This window comes from Burkholderia sp. Ac-20353 (assembly GCF_017104785.1).
GTDB lineage: Bacteria > Pseudomonadota > Gammaproteobacteria > Burkholderiales > Burkholderiaceae > Burkholderia.
The window spans coordinates 78,607-100,958 of record NZ_JAAGPL010000015.1 but is presented as its reverse complement, the minus strand read 5'-3'; the positions used below and the strand labels follow the sequence as shown (position 1 = coordinate 100,958).

Below are 22,352 nucleotides of genomic sequence, written 5' to 3'. Positions count from 1 at the left end.
CTTATGCGGCCAGCGCCGCGCCATATGCGCGCGCGAGCCGCGCAACGCCTTCCTTGATCGCATCGACATCCGGCGCAGCGAACGACAGGCGCAGCGACGCGTCGTCGACGTTGTCCGCGAAGAACGCGTTGCCGGGCACGAATACGATCTTGTTCGCGATCGCGTGCTGCAGCAGCACAGCAGACGACAGCGCGCCGATCCGCGCCCACACGAACATCCCGCCTTCGGGACGATGGAATTCGATCGCATCGCCGAGCCCGTCGCGCAACGCGTCGCACATCGCGTCACACTTGCGCTTGTACGCCTCGGTAATACGCGGCAGATGGCGCTCGAGCGCGCCGTCCGCCAGATATTCGGCGGCCGTCGCCTGCGTCCACGGCGTGCTGCACAGGTCAACCGTCTGCTTCGCGATCACGCAGCGCCGTGCGATCTCGGCCGGTGCGATCGTCCAGCCCACGCGCAGGCCCGGCGCGACGATCTTCGACAGGCTCGCGAAATGCACGATCCAGTCGCGTGCGCCATCCACTTCAGCGGCCAGCGCGAGCATCGACGGCACCGCTTCGCCCGTGAAACGCAGGTCGCCGTATGGATCGTCCTCGACGATCAGGAAGCGGTATTGCACCGCGAGACGCAGCAGCTTCAGCCGGCGCTCGCGCGTGAGCGTTGCGCCGGTCGGGTTCGCGAACGTCGGCACCGTGTACAGCAGCTTCGGCTGCGCGATCTCGCCCGATGCAAGCAGCGCATCGAGGCGGTCGACGTCGAGACCTTCGCCATCCACCGGAATCGTGACGATGCGCGCCTGCTGCAGGCGCATTGCCTGCAGCGTCGCCGGATACGCGGGCTGTTCGGTCAGCACGACGTCGCCCGGCGCGACCATCACGCGCAGCAGCAGGTCGAGGCCCTGTTGCGAACCGGTCGTGACGAGCAGTTCGGCGGGCGTGCAGGTCACGCCGCGACGCGCCATCAGCGCGATCAGTTGCTGCTTGAGTTCGGCGAGGCCGTCGGTCGGGCCGTACTGCAGACAGCGGACCGGCTGCGCATACGCGCGCTCGGCGGCCGTGTTCAGGCCGTCGGTGTCGAACAGGTCGCTGGCCGGATAGCCGCCGGCGAAGGAAATCATGCCGGGCTCGCTCAGGTACTTGAACAACTCGCGGATCGGCGAGCCGGCGGGATGCTGGAACGAAGGTGTGAACGCGTACATGTCGTCGTGGGCTGGATGGCGGGGGATGGCCGGGATAGCCGCCCGGTTGCCGGCCGCCGGTGCGCTTCTGACGCATCGGCGGCAAATTCGAGCCACGATTGTCGACAGTCATTAAGGCTGCGGCAAACGATATCTATGCACTAGGTCTTGCGGTTTGGTCATCAACGGCCAAGGCCAGCGCCCGCCCGGTCATGCGTCCGATGCGAATCGAAAATTCGCATGCCGCGCAGACGCCCGGCACCTGTCGATCAACCCTGGTGCGATTCGAATGCGATCTTGCGCAGCACGCCGCTGTCGTTGTCGAAATAGAACTGCGCGCTTTTCGTCGTGCCGACCGGCACCCCGACGAACACGAACCCGACCGCTGCCCGCTTCGTGTACTGATACTTCCAGATTTCGTAGCTACCTGCGACCGACTTGCTGGACGGTGCGCCGAGCTGCATCGCAACCTCGTCCCGCGTGGAGGTGCCGACCTTAAATTGCTGCTCGAGCGACTCCTGCGAGGCATCCGAGATCTTCTGGTCGCCCTCGCCCGGACCGACGGAAACGGCGCAACCGGACAACACGGCAACGATCAACAAAGCAGGAAGCGTTCTTTTGAAGTGGCGCATGGTGGAATTTCCAGATCGATTGAGCGGCATACAGGTTGTTCATGCTCCGACATGCCGCATATGCCGGAGCACATTTCGAATTTCGACGGGAAGAGGCCCTGCGGCCTACGGTGTCCGGTGTCCGGGCCTGAGCATCGGCCGGGCATTTCGGGGTGAGCGTGAGCGCGACAGGCTCGTCCATCCCGTATCCGTCGATGTGCCGGGCAGCGACCCAGCAGTGTCGATCGCTGCCATCCAGGAAAATGTCGTAATCTTGGCCGGGCTGCGGCGTGAACGTCGCCCATGGCGGCGAGCAACTCGAATAGTAGTTGCCGGCGCTATTGCTGACTGTCATCCCGATCGACAGCGGTTTCGAAGCGGGCACGCCCCCCCTCGCCCGGCCGGAAGACGGCGCCGCCGGTGCCATTGCCGGTCAACACGCGGATACGGGCCAAAACGGCCCGTCGTAGTGCGGCGTTTCCGTGGTCACATGGTGGGCCGGTTGCGGGAACAGCGCGCAACCCGCGAGCAGGATGGCAGCCCCGCCCCCGCAAACGCAGGTCTTCCCCTTCATTGTTCTTGGCCCCGATTTTTATTAACCCGCGAACAATAAGCGATATCGGCAAAAGCGGCGTGTAAAAGATTGCAAACCGTGCGAGATCACCAACACGTTCCGCACAATCTGACTTGTCCGATTGCGCAATCCGGATTCTCTCTATCTGTACGCGACATGAAAGCCCGACAAGGTCGGGCCAACGGGTCGACACATATCTTGAAGGACGCGTGCGGCAGTCTCGCCGCGTAGAGGCGTTACGCTCCCCAGCGCCGGCGCATCGCCTCTTCCATCATGCCGAGCGTAAGCGAACGACCGCCTAGCGTCTCGCGCGCCTCGGTGCTGAACGCGGACTTCACGACCGTCACAAGGAACGAGCCGATACCGAGCTTCGCTGACGGAGAGTAATAGTGGATGTCGAATGCGGACAGGTCGACTCCACACTTCACGGCCCATCGCCTGATGAGCTTATCGATGTGGTCCGGCTCCATGTCCAGATCGTGATAGAGGTCCGTCTCTCGCGTCAGTTCGAGCCGACCGACGAGCGGGCTTGCCCGCGTCGGCCGCAACGAACTCTTCGAGACGCTTCCACGCATCATTCATATAGACCTTGGGCTTCACCATGCCGTTGTCGTGGAAACAAATCGATTTAGAATCAAATTTCTCATTTCCGACGAATACCCGGTGCTTACAGTGCGCCCCCTGTCCAGCGAGTCAGCTAGCGACTGCGCTAATGTCTTGCGCGTCTTCATTGAAGCAGCTTCGTACACGGAACGCGTTGAGGGTCGTCCGCCCTCCACCGAAGATGTCGACGATTTCTTCTTCGGCAAGCCCGCCAGCAAGGATGCAGCAGACAAATCAGTCTTCGGATTCTTTGTCGGAACGGACATGATCGGCTGCGCAGATGTCATTCACGCCTATCCAGCCGACGACTGCATCTGGATCGGCCTGATCCTCCTCTCCGAAGCACATCAGGGCCGAGGGCACGGAAAGGCCGCGTTGGGGATGCTGGTCGAAATGGCACGCGAGCGAGGCTACCGTACCGCGCAACTTGCCGTCGTTTCAACCAATCCGCGCGCGTATGAATTCTGGCGGCGCGAGGGCTTCGAGGAGATTCGACGCACGAGCAGTCCGAGGTTCACCGGCGAGCTCATCGTCATGCAGTGCCCGATCCGGTAGCCGTCCTGTTTGAGGATCGCAGTCGGACGTCATGCTTACTCATTGGCGAATGCGCGCCGACGCTGTCTCGCTGGCGCGAATTCCGACGCCTGTGCGTCAGAACTGCGCCGTCAGCTGGAATCCGAGCGTCACACGGGACGTGTCGAAGTCAGACGGCGTGTAGACGGGCGTGCCGGCGAACAAGTCATACGCGTAGGTGCCAAATCGTGTATCGACGCTGCCCTTCACGCCGACAATCGCGCCGGCCAATTGCGTACCGACCAGCGCGACCGGCTGCGGGCCCCACACGCGGCCATAGTCCAGCCCGGCGTAGACCACGTGCGCCGTCTGCCCGATCGGCATCTGCAACTCATTGCGCCAGTAGAAGCCGCGCGCCGCCGCCAGCATTGTTTCGCCGTCGAAGCCCCGCACCGTGTAGCGACTCCCGATCGACAGGTCGTCGATGTAGTACAGCGTGTTGCCCGTGTATTGGCCGTGGAAGGTTGTGACGTAGCGGAATGGTTGCTGCGCGATCGCGAACGGCGCCAACAGGTTTGCGTCGAGGACGGCCATCTTGTAGCGGTAGGTCGGACCTCCACCGGGCGCAAGAATGTCGTCTTGCGTACCGAACGCGCCGATACCTTGGCGATACGCGAGCGTGCCATCGAACTGTGCCCCGCCGAAGTAGTGGCGGTCGGTCAGGCCGATTTCGACGAACGTGTTGTTGCGGCGCTGCTGCGGGATTTCGGTGTCTTCGATGAAGCTCTGGCCGACGCGTCGCGACAGTCGGAAATACCCACCGAGCACGTCATTCTGGCCGCGCGCCAGCACGCGAGCCAATTTGAAATCGACCGACTGCGAATTTCCGCTCGCGACGAACGTCTGGTTCACGCCGGCGATCCGCTGGTAGTACGTGTTCGTGTATGCGCCATGCACTCCGTCTGGGCAGCAAGGTTGCGACCATGACAGTTGTTAAAGATGATGGTCGACACGCATCGCGACATCCGAGACAAGGGCCAAGGCAATAGCGCCCCGCCGGTCGGTCGCGTTCGTGCATAACCGACAATCCATCAGCAAGGACCGCGCGAAGCGGTCCTTGTGGTTTATGCCGCTTCCGCTCATTCGGCATGCTGATGGTAGGGCTGCTCTCGAAGCGCAAGCTGGCTACCGTCAGGCGTGGTGGTGATTTGCCGGGTCTTGTGATTGATGGCGAGAAAGACGCGGTCCCCCGGTTCGAATCCGAACAGCTTGAAGTGCGCATCGATGACGCTCATCCAAGGCATGTACGGCCAGCCTCTCTTGGGCCGATCAGGCGTGCTGCGGAGGATCATCGCAAGCACGGTGTTCGGCTTGCGCGGTTTACGCTTCTTTGGACGTGACTTACTATCGGCGTCAGCCATGGTCAACTCCTGTGTTGAGTTGGTTGTGGTCAGCGGGTCGTATGGGTTGCTGCCCATGCGGCCCGCGCTTTTTTTGCTGCCGTGAATTCCCTGCTCCCCTTCGCTGCGTCTTGTCGAACAAGGCGTTTTTCCGACCATCGGCGCAAAGGGTTCTGCGGTCAACATCCGATGTTCGAGAAGCAAGGCTTCGCGACCAGTTTAGCTGCGCTGGCGTCTTGAAAATGGGTTGCTTATCGAGATTGGCCAAAGGGTATAGGGATGTGCGCGACACCGGACTGATGTCGCGAATTCCAGCCACGAGGCGGCCGAAAACAAACTTTTACCCAGGACGAAATGCCACTTCACGACAGACCAACATTTCATCGACCAACGTCCAGTCCATATGCGCGGGGAAGCCTGCGGAGTCGTCTGACCGGCGTGCCCGGAAAGATAGGTAAAGTGCTGATCGACGTAGCAGGCTGGATTTTGCTGTTGCTATGTGCGGCAAGCGGATCAGACGCGGAGTTTCCGACGACCAGGAAGGGGTGGTACGCGCTGGCCGGCATCATTATCGTCGGTGTCGCCATTGTGGTTGTGATAGCAACGATGTGACCGATTGCCGCCGGACGGTTACGTTGAAAGCGCCGAGAAGCAAAAAAAGCCCGACAAAGTCGGGCCAATCGGTGAGACACAAGGAGAATCCCGCCCGCTCGCGACGGGCGGCCACGCCGCTCACACAACCGCGCTACACGACGTTCTTTTCGACGATCGGCCGATTCTCCAGCACACGCGCCCAGCCGAGCGACGACAGGTCGAGCGTTTCATAACGCCCGCCCAGAATGAGTTCACTGACACCGCGCCCGGTCGCCGGCCCCTGCTGCAGCCCATGCCCGCTATACCCGTTCGCGAACACGACGTTATCGAGCGCCGGGTGATACCCGATGATCGCGTTGTGATCGAACACGTTGTACTCGTAGTACCCGGACCAGCAGTTCTCCACGCGCAGCGCCTCGAACTCCGGCACGCGATGCGCGAGCGTCGGCCAGATCACCTCATCGAACAAATCGTGATCCACTTGGTCGAGCGGCAGATCGTCGGGGTCCTTGTCCGGGCTCGGCGACGTGCCGCAGATATACGTGCGCCCTTCCGGCCGGAAATACACACCCGTCGGATCGATCAGCAGCGGGCAGGCCGCGAGCTTCGCCGGCGACGACACGTTGAAGATGCTGCGACGCCGCGCATACACGGGAATGTCGATGCCCATCATCGCGGACAACGTACGCGTCCACGCACCGGCCGCGTTGACGACCGTATCGCACGCATAGCGCTCGCCGTCGCTCGTGACGACATGCGTGACCTTGCGCCCGTCACGCACGACGCCCGTCACGTCGGAAGCCACGTAGCGCACGCCGAGCGCCTGCGCCTTCTTGCGCAGCGCCTGCACGAGCCCGTAGCCGTCGAACCAGCCTTCGCCGCTCACGCCATACGCGCCGGCCACGAGATCGTCGACGTTCAGCCACGGAAACTTCGCGCGCAGCGCGTCGCAATCCATCAATCGGATATCCGCGCCGAGCTGCGTCTGCAGCGCATGATTCTCGCGCAGCGTCGCTTCACCCGCAGGCGTCGCGAGAAACAGATAACCGCCTTCGTGCAGGTCGATCGACGGACGCGTGCCGTCCACTTCGAGCCGCTCGCCGAGCGTGCGCAGGAATTCGATCCCGTACAGCGACATCTGGATCGACAGTGGTGTCGAGAATTGCTGACGAATCGAAGCGGCCGACAGCGCCGACGACGATTTCGCATAGGTCGGATCGCGTTCGATCACGGTCACGGCGACCGTCGGATCGGACGCGCGCAGGAAATAGGCGATCGAGCTGCCGATCACACCGCCGCCGACGATTACGACTTGAGAACTCACGACTGACTCCAGATTGCAATGAATGGCGCGGCACACGGGCCGCAGCCGGGGAAAACCCTTGGTACGCCGGACTCCTGACGCTATTTCAGCACGGACGGCGCCGGCAGCAAAGCGCCGCGCGACGCCCGGCCGGCACGCATGCTCAATTCGCCGACTTCGTCGTCACCGGCTGCCATGCGGCGTTCTTCACTTCGTACAGCGTCGAACTCGGGTTCTTCAGGTCGCCGGTGCCCGTAAACGCGATCGTGCCCGTGATGCCGTCATAGCTCGTGTTCTTCAGCGCGCTGTTGAAATCCGCGGGCTTCGTCGAGTTCGCCTTCTGCATCGCGTTGATCGCGATCCACGTCGCGTCATACGCGAACGGCGCATACGCGAGCATGTCGACCCCGTACTTCTGTTTGAACTTCGTCTCGAACGTCTTGCCCTTCTCGAGGCGCGACAACGGCTGGCCGTACTCCCACACGGACGCACCTTCGGCCGCGTTGCCCGCGAGCTTGATGAAGTTCGCGTTCATCACGCCGCCGCCGGCCAGGAACTGCGCGCGGATGCCGAGCTGGCGCATCCGCTTGACGAGCATCGCGGCCTGCGCATCGAGGCCGCCGAAGAACACGAGATCGGCGTTCACGCTCTTGATCTTCGTGAGCTGCGCGCTGAAGTCGACTGCCTTGTCGTTCGTGAATTCGCGCGTGACGATCGTTCCACCGTTCGCCTTCACGGCTTTCTCGAACTCGTCGGCCTCGCCCTGGCCGAATGCGGTGCGGTCGTCGATGATCGCGATCCGCTTCGCCTTCGTGACCGTCGCCGCATAGGTGCCCGCGTTGCCGGCGTTCTGTGTATCGGTCGCGATCACGCGATACACGGTGCCGAGGCCCGCGCGCGTAATCTCGGGATTGGTCGCGGACGGCGTGATCATCGGAATGCCGGCCTTCGCGTAGATCTTCGACGCCGGCAGCGTCGTGCCCGAATTGAAATGGCCGATCACGACCGCGACCTGCGAGTCCGTCAGCTGCTGCGCGGCCTGCACGCCCGCACGCGGATCGCTCTGGTCGTCCTGCGACGCGACGACGAACTTCACCGGCTTGCCGCCGACGGTCGGATGCATCGCGTTCGCTTCGTCGACGGCCATGCGCACGCCGTTCTCGATGTCCTTGCCGTACGCGGCACCGCCGCCCGTCAGCGGGCCGGCGACGCCGACCTTGACGACCGTCTCCTGCGCGTGGGCCGCGCTCATCGGGAGTGCGAGGATCGCCGCGGCAAGCGCCACGCCGGACAGGGAGCGAATTCGGAACTTCATCGGGCATTCCTTTCTGCTTTGAGTCGGGATGCGACGCGCGAACCGCGCGCCGGCGACCTCCGTCGCGCTGGCATGCGCGCGCCGCCCGCAGCACGGGGGCACGCGGCAGCCATGGTTCCGTCTCCGTAGAACCTTGCACCGCGAAAGAGGTGAAAGGATTGTGGGTAGCCAATACCCGCGCAGCAAACGAAATATCGGAACTATGTTGTGAGCAATAGTCATCAAGTCGCGGCGAATGCGCGACCCGGCTGACGGCATACGTGATCCGCTCGACGTGGGCCTGTCGCAGGCGGCGCTAAAATGCCCGTTTGTTTCGTGCACCGCAGCCACCGAGAGGAACCGCCATGCCCCGCGCAAACAACCGGTCCGTCAGCATTGCGCCGAATTCCGGCAAGACCGTCCTGTCCAAGGGGCAGAAGGCATTCAATGCGCTGATCAAGCAGATCGAAAAGCGCCGCAAGTGCCTGTCGGCATGGGAGCAGGTCATGCCCGCGTTCCAGAAGCGATATGTCGACGAGTTGTTGCCGCTCGAACGCGCGTGGACGGATCTGCGCACGAAGATGGTGTTCGGGCTCGACGAGGCAAGCGGCCGAAAAGGACTGACCAAGGCCGAGCAACGCATGATCTCGACGCTGATCGCCAGCATCGCCGGCGACCTGATCGACGGCAACGCCGACGCGCAGTTGAAGGCCGTCTACAACCGGCATGGCGGAACCGACTACGACACCGAAGTCGCCACCGAGTATGCGACGATGAAGGCCGAGCTGGAAGCGATGCTCGGTGTCGAACTCGACGACGACCTCGACATGAGCGCGCATGACGAGGTCCTGCAACACGTTCATGCGAAGCTGGAACAACAGCGGGCTCGGGATGAGGCCAACCAGCGGGCGCGGGAAGCGCGGCGGGCCAAACGGCAAAAATCGGCGAAGCAGCTTGCGAAGGAGTCGCAGCAGCAAGCGGAACAGGTCGAGCTGAGCCAGTCGATCCGTGACGTCTATCGCAAGCTCGCCAGCGCGCTGCATCCCGATCGGGAGCCCGATCCGCTGGAGCGCGAGCGCAAGACTTCGCTGATGCAGCGGGTCAACCAGGCTTACGACAAGAACGATCTGCTGAAGCTGCTGGAACTGCAGCTAGAACTCGAACACATCGATCAGCACGCGATCAACCAGATCAGTGAAGATCGCCTGAAGCACTACAACAAGATACTCAAGGAGCAAGTCGCCGAACTCGACCAGGAAATCCTGCATGTGGAATCCAACTTCCGGCACGCGTACGGATTTTCTCCGTACGTCGGCGTCTCTCCCGACACGGTGTTGCTCAATCTCGCGCGTGAAATCGTCGGGCTCCAGCAGGACATCCGCAATCTGAAGGAAGAGATGCCGCTGTTCAACGACGTCGGGAGCCTGAAGCTTTGGCTGAAGGAGCTGAAACGTCAGCAGTCGGCCTTCGCTGTCGACGACTTTTCGTTCTGACGCGCGAGCGTCGACGCCCAGCCCGGCGTCGACACTCGCCGCCTCTTTCGTTACACCCCGAGCGCCCGTTTCGCGAGCTGCGCGATATGCAGCGGCGTGCGACCCGCGCCCTGCTCGATCTGCTCGCGGCAGCTGAAGCCGTTGGTGACGACGATCGCGTCCGCACTCGCCTGCCGCACGAGCGGCAGCAGCTTGCCTTCGCCGATCTTCATCGACAGGTCGTAATGGGCCTCGTTGAAGCCGAACGATCCCGACATCCCGCAGCAGCCTGTATCGAGCAGCTTCCAGCGCACGCCGAGCTTGTCGAGCAGCGCGGTTTCGCCCTTCATCCCGAACAGCGATTTCTGATGGCAGTGCCCGTGGACGATCACGTCCGCGTCGAGCTGCGGCCACGCGAAATCCGCCTGCGCGACGAAATCGGAGAACAGGAACGTCTGCGCGGCGAGACGCTTCGCGAGCGGTTCGTTCGGTAACTGCTTCAGCAGCTCGTCCTTGAACACCGACAGGCAGCCGGGTTCGAGCCCGACGACCGGCACGCCCGCGCCGATCTCGTCGGCGAGTTCGTCGACCGCCGTGCGCAGCAGCGCGCGCGCTTCGTCGAGCAGGCCATAGTCGTACAGCGGCCGGCCGCAGCACAGGCGCTTCTGCGGCAAGGTCACGTCGTAGCCGAGCGCGCTCAGCACGTCGACCGCGGCCGACGCGATGTCCGGCGAGAAATGCTCGTTGAACGTATCAACCCACAGAATCACCTTGCCGCGGGCCGGCGTCGCCCCCTTGCGCTGCCCGATCCCGCGCCGCTTCGCGATCGCGCGGAACGGCTGCGGCGCGAACGCCGGCAGCGCCCGCTGCGGCGCGATGCCGGCGATCCACTTGCCGATACGCGCCAAGGGCGGGGTCGAGGTCATAAAATTCGTAAGCCGAGGAAAGCGGCTCGCCAGCGGTGCCCATTGTCCGATCCTCCCCATGAACATCGCCTGCCGCGGCCGGCGATGCGTTTCGTAGTAGTGCGACAGGAATTCCGACTTGTACGACGCCATGTCGGTATGCGTCGGGCAATCGGACTTGCAGCCCTTGCAGCCGAGGCACGCATCGAGCGCTTCCTTGACCTCGGCGCTGTTCCAGCCGTCCTTGATCACGTCGCCCTGCAGCATCTCCCAGAACAGGTGCGCGCGGCCGCGTGTCGAGAACTTCTCCTCGCGCGTCGCGCGGTAGCTCGGGCACATCGTGCCGCCGTCGAGCGAACGGCACTTGCCCATCCCGATGCAGCGCTCGATCGCGCGCTGCATCCCGTCGCCCTCGGGGCTCGCAAAAGTCAGCTTCGTCTGCAGCGTCACGGGCTTATATGCCGGGCCGAGCCGCAGGTTCTCGTCGGCGCGGTACGCGTTGATCACCTTGCCGGGGTTCAGCCGGTTCGACGGATCCCAGATCGCCTTGAACTCGGCCATCGCCTGCATCAGTTCCGGGCCGTACATGATCGGCAGGAACTCGGCTTTCGCCTGGCCGTCGCCGTGCTCGCCGGACAGCGAGCCGCCGAAGTCGACGACGAGTTGCGCCGCCTCGCGCAGGAAGCCGCGCCACACCTGCACGCCGGTCGCGCTGCGCAGGTCGAACGTGATCCGCGCATGCACGCAACCATCGCCGAAATGGCCGTACAGGCAGGTCTCGTAACCGTAGCGGTCGACGAGCGCCTGGAACGCGCGCAGGTAATCGCCGAGCCGCAGCGGATCGACGGCCGCGTCTTCCCAGCCGGCAACCGGATCGGGCTTCGACGGATCGACCGACAGCGCGATCGCCGACGCGCCCGTCTCGCGGATCGACCAGATCCGCTGCTGCTTCGCCTTCTCCTCGACGACGAAGCCGCTCACGTCCGGCCCCGCGCCGCCACCGTTGAAATGCGCCTCCGCTGCGCGTGCCTGCGCGAGCGCTGCATCGACGGTATCCGCGCCGAACTCCAGCACGACCCACGCATCGCCGGGCGGCAGCAGCGCGATCTCGTCGGCCTTCAGCCCGCGCGCCTGCAGCCCGCGAATGATTGCGCGGTCGAGGCCCTCGATCGCGATCGGTGAGAAGCGGTTGAAATGCGGTACCGCGTCCGCCGCGGTGAAGATGTCGGTGAAACCGAGCACGAGCAGCACGCGGCACGACGGGCTGTGCACGAGCCGCACTTTCGCCTGCAGCGTGACCGCGCACGTACCTTCGGTGCCAACCAGCGCGCGCGCGACGTTGAAGCCGTTCTCCGGCAGCAGCTGGTCGAGGTTGAAGCCCGACACGCGCCGCTTGATCTGCGGAAACTCGTTGCGGATGCGGTCCGCGTAACGGTCGCGCAGGTCGCGCAGCTGGCGGTAGATCTCGCCGCGCCGGCCGCCTTCCGCGATGATCGCGTCGAGTTCGTGCTCGGGCGTCGGGCCGACCCAGAAGCGCGCGCCGTCATACGTGAGGATCTCGAGTGCGTCGACGTTCTCGACCGTCTTGCCGGCCATCACCGAATGCGCGCCGCACGAGTTGTTCGCGATCATCCCGCCGAGCGTGCAGCGGCTGTGCGTCGCCGGGTCCGGCGCGAACGTCAGGCCGTGCGCTTCGGCCGCGTCGCGCAGCGTGTCGCAGACGACGCCCGGTTCGACGATCGCGCTCTTCGCGTCCGGATCGATCGACACGACGCGGTTGAAATACTTGCTCGTATCGGCGACGACCGCGACGTTCACGCACTGCCCGTTCTGCGACGTGCCGCCGCCGCGCGTGAGAAACGGCACGTCGTAGCGCCGGCACACGCCGAGCGCCGCGGCGAGATCGTCCGCGCCGGCCGGCACGACGACGCCGAGCGGCACCTGCCGGTAATTCGACGCGTCGGACGCATAGAGCGCCTTCGAGCCGGCATCGAAACGCACCTCGCCGCGCACCGCGGTGCGCAGGTCGGCGGCGAGCGTGTCGAGCAGTTCCTGCCCGACTTCAATCGGGGTCGCGCGCTTCACGATTATTTCGCGGCGTTCGCGGTCATCTTGAAGATGCCCTGCGCATTGCCGGCATCGAAGCGCAGGTCGGTCACCCAGCGGCGCTGCGCCTGGTCGAACGTGCGCTTGCGCGTGATGAACTCGTAGAACGAGCCGGGCACGTTACGCTTCACGAGCGCGCCATCGCGCGTCCGGAACTCGCGCTCGACGACGTCCGCGCGATACGCGGTCTGGAACACCCGGCCAGAGCGCGAGCGCTCGACGTCCGGCTTCATCGGCCGGCCCTTCGCCTTCTCGTCGTCGGACAGCTTGAACACGTCGGCGACACGGTCGGTCGCATGGTTGAACGCATTGCCTTCGGTCGCGATCCACGCCATTTCCGCCGATTCGAGCAGCAGCGTCTCGTAGTCGAGTTCGCCCGGCACGTCGTGCTGGCGCGCGAACGCGCCGACGATCTCCGGCAGCAGCGCGTGCGCGGCGTCGAGCGACAGCCAGCCTTCGCGCTCGATCTCCCACAGCAGCGCAACGGCGGCCGGGGTCAGCGGATCGCGCGACGAGCTCACGACATTGGTCACCGCCTGCTGGAATTCCTTCGAGAAGCGCTCCGGATGCAGTTCGCTGACGAAGAACTGCGCGATCTCGTCGGGTGCATCCTCGTGTGCATACGCGCGGCCCGTCATGCCGAGCTTGTCGAGCGGATAGCGGCCGTTCAGGCGGAAGCCGAGCGGACGCAGGATGCGCGTGAACGCGGCCTCGCCCGGCGGCAGCGCGCCGGTGTGCGGCCAGCGCACCGTGCGCAGTGCGCCGTGATCGAAATACACCGAGCCGCCGTCGCCGATCGCGTCGGCCGTGTACGCGCGGCCGTTCGCCGAGCGATCGAGCAGCCCTTCGAACAGCGCCATGTTCATCGCCTGCGCGATTTCCGCGCGCGTCACGACGCCGTCTTCCCATTCCTCGAGGATGGCCGGCATGTTCAGGGTGGCGAACAGGGCGTCGGTCTTTGCCTGTCCCAGCAGCTTCGTCAGCAAGCTCTCGATATTCGGATTGCGCATCATGGATTCTCGTCGGGGGGACCGGCCGGCAACGGTGCCGGCAACTCGTCGGCCAGCCGCCCGATGGACGCCCAGCCTTGCGTGGGATGCATTATTCAAAGGGTTGCAGGCGGGCGTAAAGCGAGATTAAATTGACACGTAATGAGTTTTTGGAACTATTGACGGTACTTTCCCCGCCCCGCCGCCGTGCGCGGCGCGGCACGGATCGTCAGACGAATCGACCCTCATGCGTAAATTCAAGATCCCGAACATGGGCGCGCTCGTGGCCTTCGAGGCCGCCGCGCGTCACGAAAGCTTCACACACGCGGCCAAGGAGCTGTTCCTGACCGAAAGCGCGGTGTCGCGCCAGATCGCAACGCTCGAAGCGAGCCTCGGCGTGCGGCTGTTCGCGCGCGTGAAGCAGCGCGTGGTGCTGACGCGCGCCGGCAAGCTGTACGGCACGCAGGTGCGGCGCGCGCTCGAGTCGCTCGACCGCGACACGCTGTCGATCATCGCGCACGGCAGCGGCGGCGGCTATCTGGAGCTCGCGGTGCTGCCGACCTTCGCGTCGCACTGGCTGATCCCGCGCATCAAGCACTTCTACGACCGCACGCCCGACGTGCGCGTCAACATGGGCAGCCGCACCGACCTGTTCTCGTTCGAGGACACCCACTTCGAGGCGGCGATCCACTACGGCAAGCCGACCTGGCCCGGCACGTCGTCCGATTACCTGTTCGGCGAGGAAGTCGTGCCGATCTGCTCGCCGGCGCTGCTCGACGGGCCCGTGAAAACGCCGCAGGACCTGCTCGCGTACCCGCTGCTGCACTCGACGACACGCCCCGGCGCGTGGTCGCAGTGGTTCGAGACGCTCGGCGTCGAGGACACCCGCACGATGCAGGGCGTGCGCTACGAGCTGCATACGATGCTGATCAGCGCGGCCACGGCCGGGCTCGGCGTCGCGCTCGTGCCGAAGTTCTTCGTCGAGGGGCAACTGCAGCAGCTCGGCCTGGTCGTGCCGTTCGACGCGGCAACGGTCGAGGATTCCGCGTACTACCTCGTGTATCCGACGGAATTCAGCCACAGCAAGCCGCTGGAACTGTTCCGCGCGTGGCTGCTCGAGCAGGCGAGCGCGTACGCGTCGCCGACGCGGGACGACGGTTTCGTGGAAGACGACGAAGACGTGGAATGACGCGGGGAAGCGAGGAAATCAGGGAAAGCAGGAAAGCAGGGAAAGCAGGAAAGCAGGAAAGCGGACGCGTATCCGGCATGCGCCGGACCGGACGACTCCGATCCGGCGCGCCGGCAGCCAGGACCCATACCGGCATCGCGGCTGTTTCTATTTTTACTGCGCCTCGTAATCTCTCAGGCTCTGTTCGTTCTTTTCAATCGCTGTCGTGCGCTGCCATTATCTGCCCAATCCGCCGCAAGTGAAACGTTTGCGCGTGGTTTTACCGCAGCCAATCCTGTGCAATTCCGCCAACTTCAGCGCAGCCTTCGATTCGCTTTCGAATGCCGGATGCGCGTCGGCGTGCACGTTCGCCTTGTTATAATTTCACCATTGCAGTGCACAAAGCCTCACATCCGCCCGCGCAACAAGCCCCCGGGATTTCCATGCAGAAAACTGAACGTCTGCGCACGCTCGCCGACGCACTCGCACAACGCAACGTGATGCACCTGCGCGACGCGGCGGCGCTACTCGGCGTGTCGGAAATGACGGTGCGCCGCGACATCGCCGCGAGCACGGACCAGTTCACCTATCTGCGCGGCTATATCGTCAGCGCGACCGACGTGCAAAGCAGCACCGGCTACTCGCTCGAACTGGAACAGGACCACTTCGCGCAGGCGAAGGCGGAAGCGTCCGCGATCGCCGCGAAGCTGATCGTCGAGGGCGAGACGATCTTCATCGATTGCGGCACCACGCTCACGACGCTCGCGCGGCTGATACCCGTCGACCTGAGCGTGACGGTGGTCTGCTACTCGCTGAATGTCGCGGAAATCCTGCGGCGCAAGCCGAACGTGCGGATGATTCTGCTCGGCGGCGTCTATGTGCCGTCGTCCGATTCGTTTTCCGGCGACGAGAGCCTCGAGATGCTGCGGCGAATGGGGATCAACAAGGCGTTCTTGTCGGCAGGCGGGGTCGACGACGCGCGCGGCGTCACCTGCTGGAATTTTCATGAAGTCGCGATCAAGCAGGCCGCGATGGAAAGCGCGGTCGAACGACACCTGGTCGTCGACTCCAGCAAGTTCGGTATCGTGAAGGCCGTGCGCTTTTCGCAGCTCGGCGATTTCGACTCGATCATTACCGAGCAGGGCCAGACGCTGCGATCGCGTGGGTAACGTGGCACGAGGTGCGCCACGCGGGATGCGTGCACACGATGCGGCGGCGGCGCGCTGCGCCGCCGCGCACGATTACTTCAGGTAGAACGCGTCCGGCAGCAACGCGTCCGCACGCGTCACGCGCACGTCGCCGTTCAGGTTCGCCAGCACCACGTCGAGCGACGGCGTGCCAAGCTCGATCATCACTTGCCGGCACGCGCCGCACGGCGCGATCGGGCCGTCCGTCTCCCCCACGACCGCCAGCACCGCAAAATCGCCGGGGCGATACCCGGCCGCAATGGCCGCGAACAAAGCCGTGCGCTCCGCGCAATTGCAGAGGCCGTACGATGCGTTCTCGACGTTGCAGCCGTGGAAGATCTTGCCGTCCTTCGTGCGCAGCGCCGCGCCAACCTTGAAGCGCGAATACGGCGCATACGCTTTTTCGCGAGCGGCCTTCGCCGCGTCGATCAATGCCTGTGTGTCCATCTCGTCATCCTGTTTTTTCAAAGGGCCTGCTTTCGCTTCCGATCCCGCTCCCGCTCACCGCGCGGCGTGCGCGTCGAGAAACGCGGTGCCGTCCGCAAATGCATCGAGCGCGAACCAGTTCGCGAGACTCTGCCCGAGATCCGCGAACGATGCACGCACACCGAGACTGCCCGGCTCGATCCGCGGGCCGCTGGCGAGCAGCGGCACATGTTCGCGCGTGTGATCGGAGCCCGGCCAGGTCGGATCGCAACCGTGGTCGGCCGTCAGGATCAGCACGTCGTCGTCACGCAGCAGCGCGTGGAGCTCCGGCAGCCGTGCGTCGAAACGCTCGAGCTCGGCCGCGTAGCCCGCGACGTTGCGGCGATGCCCGTACAGCTGGTCGAAATCGACGAAGTTCGTCATCACCAGGCTGAAGTCGGGCGCGTCGCGCACCGCTTCGAGCGTGGCGTCCCACAGGCCCGCGAGACCGTCCGCCTTGATCTTGCGCGTCACACCGACGCCCGCGTAGATGTCGGAAATCTTGCCGATCGCGATCACCTGGCCGCCCGCGGTCGCGAGCTTTTCCAGCACCGTTGGCGCCGGCGGCGGCACTGCGAGGTCGCGCCGGTTACCGGTGCGCCGGAAATCCGCCGCGCTCGTACCGAGGAACGGCCGCGCGATCACGCGGCAGATGTTGTAGCGATCGACCTCTTCGCGCGCGATCTCGCACAGCCGATACAGCCGGTCGAGCCCGAACGCCGTTTCGTGGCACGCGATCTGGAACACCGAATCGGCGGACGTGTAGAAGATCGGCTTGCCGGTCGCGACGTGTTCCTCGCCCAGCGCCGCGATGATGTCGGTGCCGGACGCATGGCAGTTGCCGAGATAGCCGGGCAAGCCCGCGCGGCGCACGATCGCGTCGAGCAATTCGGGGGGAAACGATGCGTCGGACTGCGAAAAATAGCCCCAGTCGAACCGGACCGGCACACCGGCCAGCTCCCAGTGCCCGGACGGCGTGTCCTTGCCCGACGACACCTCGCATGCCGCGCCGTAAGCGCCGGTCAGCGCGGGCTCGGCCGACATCCCGGCGGGCAGCGTGCCCGTCGCCAGCCGGCTCGCCAGCGCGAGCCCCAGACGCTCGAGCTGCGGCACCCGCAACGGGCCACGCCGGCCGTCCGTGTCGCACGCGCCGAGCGCGCACTGCTCGGCGATATGGCCGAACGTATTCGAGCCGGCATCGCCAAAACGCGCGGCGTCAGGCGCCGCACCGATCCCGAGCGAGTCCAGCACCAGCACGATTGCTCGCATACAGGCCTCCTGCGCTCAGTCGAGCAATGCGTGAATGGTCGGCGGCAGCACGCCGGCCTCGTCGCCGATTCCGTACGCGCGCCGCACCTCGCCCGCCGCGCGCTCCGCGGCCTCGCGGCTTTGCGCGTGCACGACGCCGAGCGGCTGCCCTTCCGTCACGTGGTCGCCCAGTTCGAGCAGCCCGGACAGGCCGACCGCGTAGTCGAGCGTGTCGGTCGTCTTCATCCGCCCGCCGCCGAGGCCGACGACGGCGACCCCAAGCGCGCGGGCATCGACACGTTCGACCCAACCAGCGCGCGGCGCAAGCACCGGCATGATCACGTCGGCGGTGGCCAGATGCTGTTGCGGGCGCTCGAGCAGATCGGCCGGGCCGCCGAGCGCCGTCACCATCCGCGCGAACCGCTCGGCCGCCTGCCCCGATTCGAGCGACGCCTGCAATCTCGCCCGCGCGTCGTCTTCGTTCGCCGCGAGGCCGCCGATCAGCAGCATCTGCGCGGCGAGCGCCATCGTCACCTCGTGCAGCCGCGCGGGGCGTGCCGCGCCGGTCAGGTAGTCGATCGCGCAGCGGATTTCGAGCGCATTGCCCGCGCACGGCGCGAGCGACTGGCTCATGTCGGTCAGCGTCGCGGTGGTTTTCATGCCCGCGCCGTTGCCGACGTCGACAATGCTGCGCGCCAGCGCGACCGATTTCTCGTAGGTCGGCATGAACGCGCCCGAACCGACCTTCACGTCCATCGCGAGCCCGTCGAGCCCCGCCGCGAGCTTCTTCGACAGGATCGACGCAGTGATCATCGAGATCGACTCGACCGTGGCCGTGACATCCCGCACCGCATAGATCCGCTTGTCGGCGGGCGCGAGCCGCGCGGTCTGGCCGATGATCGCGACGCCCACGTCCTTCACGACGCGGCGGAACGCGTCGGGCTCCGGCGCGACGTCGTAACCCGGAATCGACTCGAGCTTGTCGAGCGTGCCGCCAGTGTGGCCAAGGCCGCGCCCCGAAATCATCGGCACGTAGCCGCCGCACGCGGCCACCATCGGCCCGAGCAGCAGCGAGGTCAAATCGCCGACGCCACCCGTCGAATGCTTGTCGACCACCGGCCCGTTGAGGTTCATCGCGCGCCAGTCGAGCACGTCGCCGGAATCGCGCTGCGCACGCGTCAGCGCGACCCGCGCATCGAGCGGCAGTTCGTTGAAATAGACGGCCATCGCGAACGCCGCGATCTGGCCTTCAGTGACCTGCCCCGTCGTGACGCCATCGACGAATTGCGCGATCTCGCCACCGTCCAGCGGCAGGCGGTCGCGCACCTTGCGAATGAATTCCTGTGGCAGAAACATGGATCCTCCAATCAGTAAGTGCCCGGCCGCGACGCGGCCGCACCGTGGCCGAGCGTCGCAAGCAGGTGGCCGAGCAGGCTCGACGCGCCGAAGCGGAACGTCGCGGGCACCGTGTAGCCCGCGCCCAGCTCGCGTTCCGCGAGCGCCAGATATGCGGCGGCGTCGTGCGCGGAACGCACACCGCCCGCCGCCTTGAAACCGACCGTGCGCCCGGCATCGCGAATCGTCGCGAGCATCGCGGCGGCGGCTTCGAGCGTCGCGTTGACCGCGACCTTGCCGGTCGACGTCTTGAGAAAATCCGCGCCCGCGTCGATCGCGATTTCGCTCGCCTGGCGGATCAGCGCCGGATCGCGCAGCTCACCGGTCTCCAGGATCACCTTCAGGCAAGCGCTACCCGCCGCGACACGGGATGCCGCCACCAGCTCGCGGCCGACGGCCGCATCGCCCGCAAGCAGCGCGCGATACGGAAACACGACGTCGACCTCGTCGGCGCCGAGCGCGACCGCGTCGGCAGTTTCGCGCGCGGCGGCATCCGGATCGGCCGCGCCGCCCGGGAAGTTCGTCACGGTCGCGACCGGCAGCGCAAGGCCGCGCGCGGCCAGCGCCGCACGCGCGGTGCCGACGAAGCGCGGGTACACGCACAGCGCGGCCGGCGTGCCGACCGGCGTATCGGCCGACGCGGCCAGCGCCTCGATCGACGCGTCGGTGTCGTCATCGTTGAGCGCCGTGAGATCGATCAGATGCAGCGCTTTCAGCGCTGCCTCGGCGAGCTGGTTACGGGTCAGTGCGTGATTCATGAAACGGCCTTAAGTCAGGAGAGGGAAAAAAACAGTCCGGCGATCGTCGCGCTCATCAGGTTCGACAACGTCGCGGCCGCGAGCGCGCGCATCCCGTAGCGCGCGACGTCGCCGCGCAGCTCGGGTGCAACCGCGGTGAAGCCGCCGGTCAGGATCGCGATCGACGAAAAATTCGCGAAACCGCACAACGCGAACGACACGATCGCGATCGTCTTCGGCGTCAGCACCTGCAGCCCTGCCGCCGCCACGCGCGCGCTGTCCTGCAGATATGGCGACAGTCCACTGTACGCGACGAACTCGTTCAGGATCAGCTTCTGCCCGATGAAGTTGCCGGCGACCGTCGCATCCTGCCACGGCACGCCGATCATCCAGGCGAGCGGCGCGAGCAGCGTGCCGAGCAACGACTGCAGCGTCACGTTCACGAAGCCGAACCAGCCCGCGACGACGCCGACGCCCGCGTTGAGCAGCGCGATGAGGCCGATGAACGCGACCAGCATTGTGCCGACGTTGACCGCGATCTTCAGGCCGACGCTCGCGCCCGACGCGCCGGCCTCGATCACGTTGGCCGGGCGCTTCTCGTCGAATTCGAGCGAACCGATCTCCACGTGGCTCTCCTCCACCGACGGGCACAACAACTTGCCGAACAGCAGCCCGCCCGGAATCGCCATGAACGACGCGGCGAGCAGATATTCCATCCTGACACCGAGCCCCGCGTAGCCCGCGAGCACGGAGCCGGCGATGGACGCCATCCCGCTCGACATCACCGCGAAGATCTCGGGCCCGCTCAGGCGACGCACGAACGGCTTCACGAACGCGGGCATCTCGCTTTGCCCGAGGAAGATCGTCGCGACCGCGGAGCACGCTTCGACGCGGCTGACGCCCAGCAGCTTCGCGAGCGCGCTGCCGACGATCGCGATCACCCATTTCATCACGCCGATGTAATACAGCACCGCGATCAGCGACGTCACGAAGATGATCATCGGCAACACGCGCAGGCCGAACGCGAACCCTTCCGCGCCGAACAGCGTGAACATCTTGTCGCCGACGAGGCCGCCGAACAGGAACAGCAGCCCGTGCTTGCCCATCTCGAGCACGCCGTTCACGCCATACGCGATCGACGCGAGCACGTGACGCCCGACCGGCACGAACAGCACGAACGCGCCGATCACGAGCTGCGTCGCGAGCGCCGCGACCACGGTGCGCGGCTTCACCGCGCGCCGGTTCATCGACAGGCAGTAACCGACGCAGAGCAACACCAGAATGCCACCTACACTACGCAGGATATCCACGTTGGGTCCCCGATGAATTGAGTCAGAAGCGATAACCGACGCTGGCGTAGTAGCCCCAGCCGGTCGAACGGTTTTCGAAGCCGCCATTGCCGAAATTCAGCGCGGTGCCGTTCCACTGGCCGCCGTTGTGGAAATAGCGCGCGGCCGTCCAGAAGCGCCATCGCTCGAATTCGTAGATCAGCACGTTGGTCGACACGAACGCGGTGTCGCTGCGGGTATTGCCGCCGGTCTTTTCGGCGAGGTGCGAGCCGAAGTCGTAATTGAAGAAACTGACGAAGGTCAGATTCCCGCCGCCGAACGTGCCGATCGGATACACGGCCTTCATCTGCGCGCGATAGCCGTCCCAGCTGTTCGCATTCGCCGCGCCGTAGTTTTCCCACTGCCGGCGCACGTAGAGATTCGCCGACAGGTAGATCGGCAGCGGCGTCTCGATGTCCGTGCCGATCCCCGCATACAGCGTGTTCTGGCGACCGGCGACGCTATGGCCCTGGTCGTAGATCCAGTCGAACGCCGCATACCACTCCTTGAACGGACCAAAGCCGAGACGGCGGCCGAGCAGATGGTCGATCGACACACGCGGCTCCTGCTCGCTGAACAGCGGCGAACCCTTGTTGGTCACGCCGGTGTCATAGCCGTTGCCGACGCCGAATGCGCGCGGGACGTCGACGTAGCCGTACAGGTCGAACGGGCCTTTCCTGCCGAAATACTCGTATTCGAGGTACACGTCGTTGGTGCGGTACGGGCCGAAACGGATATTCTTCGAGCCGATGATCGCGATGCTCTGATGCAGCCAGTCCGACAGGTACCGCGTGCCGGCCGCGGCGCCCGCGAGCGGGGCCGCGCCCGTGACGCCGGGCGACGTCTCGCCGGTTTCGGCGAGCGTGTCCGCGCGGGCCGGCGCCACGCTCAATGCGACGACGGCCGCGATGCCGGCCGCGCTGAAACGACATGCGCGACGCGAGCGACGCGAACGATATGCGGGCACGGCCCATGCGGCTTCGCGCCACAGTCTCCTGATTGGGTCCAAGGTTCTGCTTCCCTTCTCGGTAAGTAGCAGGTCAATCACGGCCCGTGCCGCAGCCCTCCGGGGTGGTGTCGTGCCGGATACGTTCGAGCGTCCGGTTCGAGCGTCCGCCTGACATGCCTGCTGTATGTTGACAACATCTCACTCGATGAGATGAACGTAACATGATTTGTTATGTTCACAACATTAACAAAAAACGTAATCTTGCGGATACTCAGGGAAAACCCGCGCACTGACCGTGCGGTGCGTGCTGTGGCGGCCTGAATCGGCTGCG

At 65.1% G+C, this 22,352-nt stretch carries 19 protein-coding genes and 1 pseudogene; 5 read left to right on the top strand and 15 right to left on the bottom strand.

The features are described 5' to 3' along the window. Position 1: 1 nt before the first annotated feature. The 3 genes from G3N94_RS07860 to G3N94_RS07850 all read right to left on the bottom strand — a co-directional run bounded on the left by G3N94_RS07860 (position 2) and on the right by G3N94_RS07850 (position 2,943). Positions 2 to 1,201 (bottom strand): PLP-dependent aminotransferase family protein, encoded by a 1,200-nt coding sequence (locus tag G3N94_RS07860; RefSeq protein ID WP_205791699.1) that lies wholly within the window; start codon positions 1,199 to 1,201, stop codon positions 2 to 4. 248 nt (positions 1,202 to 1,449) lie between these two features. Further along, positions 1,450 to 1,812, bottom strand: a complete 363-nt coding sequence (locus G3N94_RS07855; RefSeq protein ID WP_205791697.1) for a hypothetical protein — start codon at positions 1,810 to 1,812, stop codon at positions 1,450 to 1,452. 789 nt (positions 1,813 to 2,601) lie between these two features. Beyond that, on the bottom strand, positions 2,602 to 2,943 hold the full coding sequence (locus G3N94_RS07850) for a DUF1493 family protein (RefSeq protein WP_241021674.1): 342 nt from the start codon (positions 2,941 to 2,943) through the stop codon (positions 2,602 to 2,604). Between the two features lie 139 nt (positions 2,944 to 3,082). Here G3N94_RS07850 and G3N94_RS07845 point away from each other — a divergent pair, with 139 nt between their 5' ends. Further along, positions 3,083 to 3,523, top strand: a complete 441-nt coding sequence (locus tag G3N94_RS07845) for a GNAT family N-acetyltransferase (RefSeq protein ID WP_205791695.1) — start codon at positions 3,083 to 3,085, stop codon at positions 3,521 to 3,523. Positions 3,524 to 3,619: 96 nt separating this feature from the next. Here G3N94_RS07845 and G3N94_RS07840 read toward each other — a convergent pair. Together G3N94_RS07840 and G3N94_RS42265 are read right to left on the bottom strand one after the other, a co-directional pair. Then, positions 3,620 to 4,429 (bottom strand): annotated as a pseudogene (locus G3N94_RS07840) (ShlB/FhaC/HecB family hemolysin secretion/activation protein); the annotation flags it as partial. 191 nt (positions 4,430 to 4,620) lie between these two features. After that, complete coding sequence (locus tag G3N94_RS42265; RefSeq protein ID WP_241021673.1) at positions 4,621 to 5,067, bottom strand: hypothetical protein; 447 nt, start codon at positions 5,065 to 5,067, stop codon at positions 4,621 to 4,623. 273 nt (positions 5,068 to 5,340) lie between these two features. Between G3N94_RS42265 and G3N94_RS07830 the strand changes: the two genes are divergently transcribed. Next, positions 5,341 to 5,493, top strand: coding sequence for a hypothetical protein (locus G3N94_RS07830; RefSeq protein ID WP_205791694.1), 153 nt, complete (start codon positions 5,341 to 5,343; stop codon positions 5,491 to 5,493). A gap of 133 nt (positions 5,494 to 5,626) precedes the next feature. On the opposite strand, the gene G3N94_RS07825 is transcribed toward G3N94_RS07830, so the two are convergent. Then, positions 5,627 to 6,799, bottom strand: a complete 1,173-nt coding sequence (locus G3N94_RS07825; protein WP_205791693.1) for an FAD-binding oxidoreductase — start codon at positions 6,797 to 6,799, stop codon at positions 5,627 to 5,629. A gap of 142 nt (positions 6,800 to 6,941) precedes the next feature. Beyond that, positions 6,942 to 8,093 carry a branched-chain amino acid ABC transporter substrate-binding protein gene (locus G3N94_RS07820; RefSeq protein WP_205791691.1) on the bottom strand — a complete coding sequence of 384 codons (1,152 nt, stop codon included), beginning with the start codon at positions 8,091 to 8,093 and terminating at the stop codon, positions 6,942 to 6,944. Between the two features lie 344 nt (positions 8,094 to 8,437). Here G3N94_RS07820 and G3N94_RS07815 point away from each other — a divergent pair, with 344 nt between their 5' ends. After that, entirely contained in the window at positions 8,438 to 9,565 is a 1,128-nt protein-coding gene (locus G3N94_RS07815) for a J domain-containing protein (RefSeq protein ID WP_205791690.1), read from the top strand. 50 nt (positions 9,566 to 9,615) lie between these two features. Here G3N94_RS07815 and G3N94_RS07810 read toward each other — a convergent pair whose 3' ends face one another. Both G3N94_RS07810 and G3N94_RS07805 read right to left on the bottom strand, forming a co-directional pair. Beyond that, positions 9,616 to 12,534 carry an FAD-binding and (Fe-S)-binding domain-containing protein gene (locus G3N94_RS07810; protein ID WP_205791689.1) on the bottom strand — a complete coding sequence of 973 codons (2,919 nt, stop codon included), beginning with the start codon at positions 12,532 to 12,534 and terminating at the stop codon, positions 9,616 to 9,618. Between the two features lie 2 nt (positions 12,535 to 12,536). Then, positions 12,537 to 13,565 carry a DUF1338 domain-containing protein gene (locus G3N94_RS07805; protein WP_205791747.1) on the bottom strand — a complete coding sequence of 343 codons (1,029 nt, stop codon included), beginning with the start codon at positions 13,563 to 13,565 and terminating at the stop codon, positions 12,537 to 12,539. 226 nt (positions 13,566 to 13,791) lie between these two features. Here G3N94_RS07805 and G3N94_RS07800 point away from each other — a divergent pair, with 226 nt between their 5' ends. Beyond that, entirely contained in the window at positions 13,792 to 14,733 is a 942-nt protein-coding gene (locus G3N94_RS07800; RefSeq protein WP_205791687.1) for a LysR family transcriptional regulator, read from the top strand. Positions 14,734 to 15,155: 422 nt separating this feature from the next. After that, positions 15,156 to 15,881, top strand: coding sequence for a DeoR/GlpR family DNA-binding transcription regulator (locus tag G3N94_RS07795; protein ID WP_205791685.1), 726 nt, complete (start codon positions 15,156 to 15,158; stop codon positions 15,879 to 15,881). Between the two features lie 72 nt (positions 15,882 to 15,953). Here the strand turns inward: G3N94_RS07795 and G3N94_RS07790 are convergent, their stop codons facing one another. From G3N94_RS07790 to G3N94_RS07765, 6 genes are read right to left on the bottom strand one after another with little or no spacing between them, the layout of a single operon-like run. Then, positions 15,954 to 16,367 carry a cytidine deaminase gene (locus tag G3N94_RS07790; RefSeq protein WP_346778667.1) on the bottom strand — a complete coding sequence of 138 codons (414 nt, stop codon included), beginning with the start codon at positions 16,365 to 16,367 and terminating at the stop codon, positions 15,954 to 15,956. A 33-nt stretch (positions 16,368 to 16,400) separates the two neighbouring features. Continuing rightward, the gene (locus G3N94_RS07785; protein ID WP_205791682.1) at positions 16,401 to 17,633 is read right to left on the bottom strand and encodes a phosphopentomutase; all 1,233 of its coding nucleotides are present in this window, start codon (positions 17,631 to 17,633) and stop codon (positions 16,401 to 16,403) included. Positions 17,634 to 17,648: 15 nt separating this feature from the next. Then, on the bottom strand, positions 17,649 to 18,968 hold the full coding sequence (gene deoA, locus G3N94_RS07780) for a thymidine phosphorylase (protein WP_205791679.1): 1,320 nt from the start codon (positions 18,966 to 18,968) through the stop codon (positions 17,649 to 17,651). 11 nt (positions 18,969 to 18,979) lie between these two features. After that, complete coding sequence (gene deoC, locus G3N94_RS07775) at positions 18,980 to 19,765, bottom strand: deoxyribose-phosphate aldolase (protein ID WP_205791678.1); 786 nt, start codon at positions 19,763 to 19,765, stop codon at positions 18,980 to 18,982. Positions 19,766 to 19,779: 14 nt separating this feature from the next. Then, complete coding sequence (locus G3N94_RS07770) at positions 19,780 to 21,054, bottom strand: NupC/NupG family nucleoside CNT transporter (RefSeq protein ID WP_205791677.1); 1,275 nt, start codon at positions 21,052 to 21,054, stop codon at positions 19,780 to 19,782. A 22-nt stretch (positions 21,055 to 21,076) separates the two neighbouring features. Next, entirely contained in the window at positions 21,077 to 22,081 is a 1,005-nt protein-coding gene (locus G3N94_RS07765) for a nucleoside-specific channel-forming protein Tsx (RefSeq protein WP_241021672.1), read from the bottom strand. Positions 22,082 to 22,352: the final 271 nt, after the last annotated feature.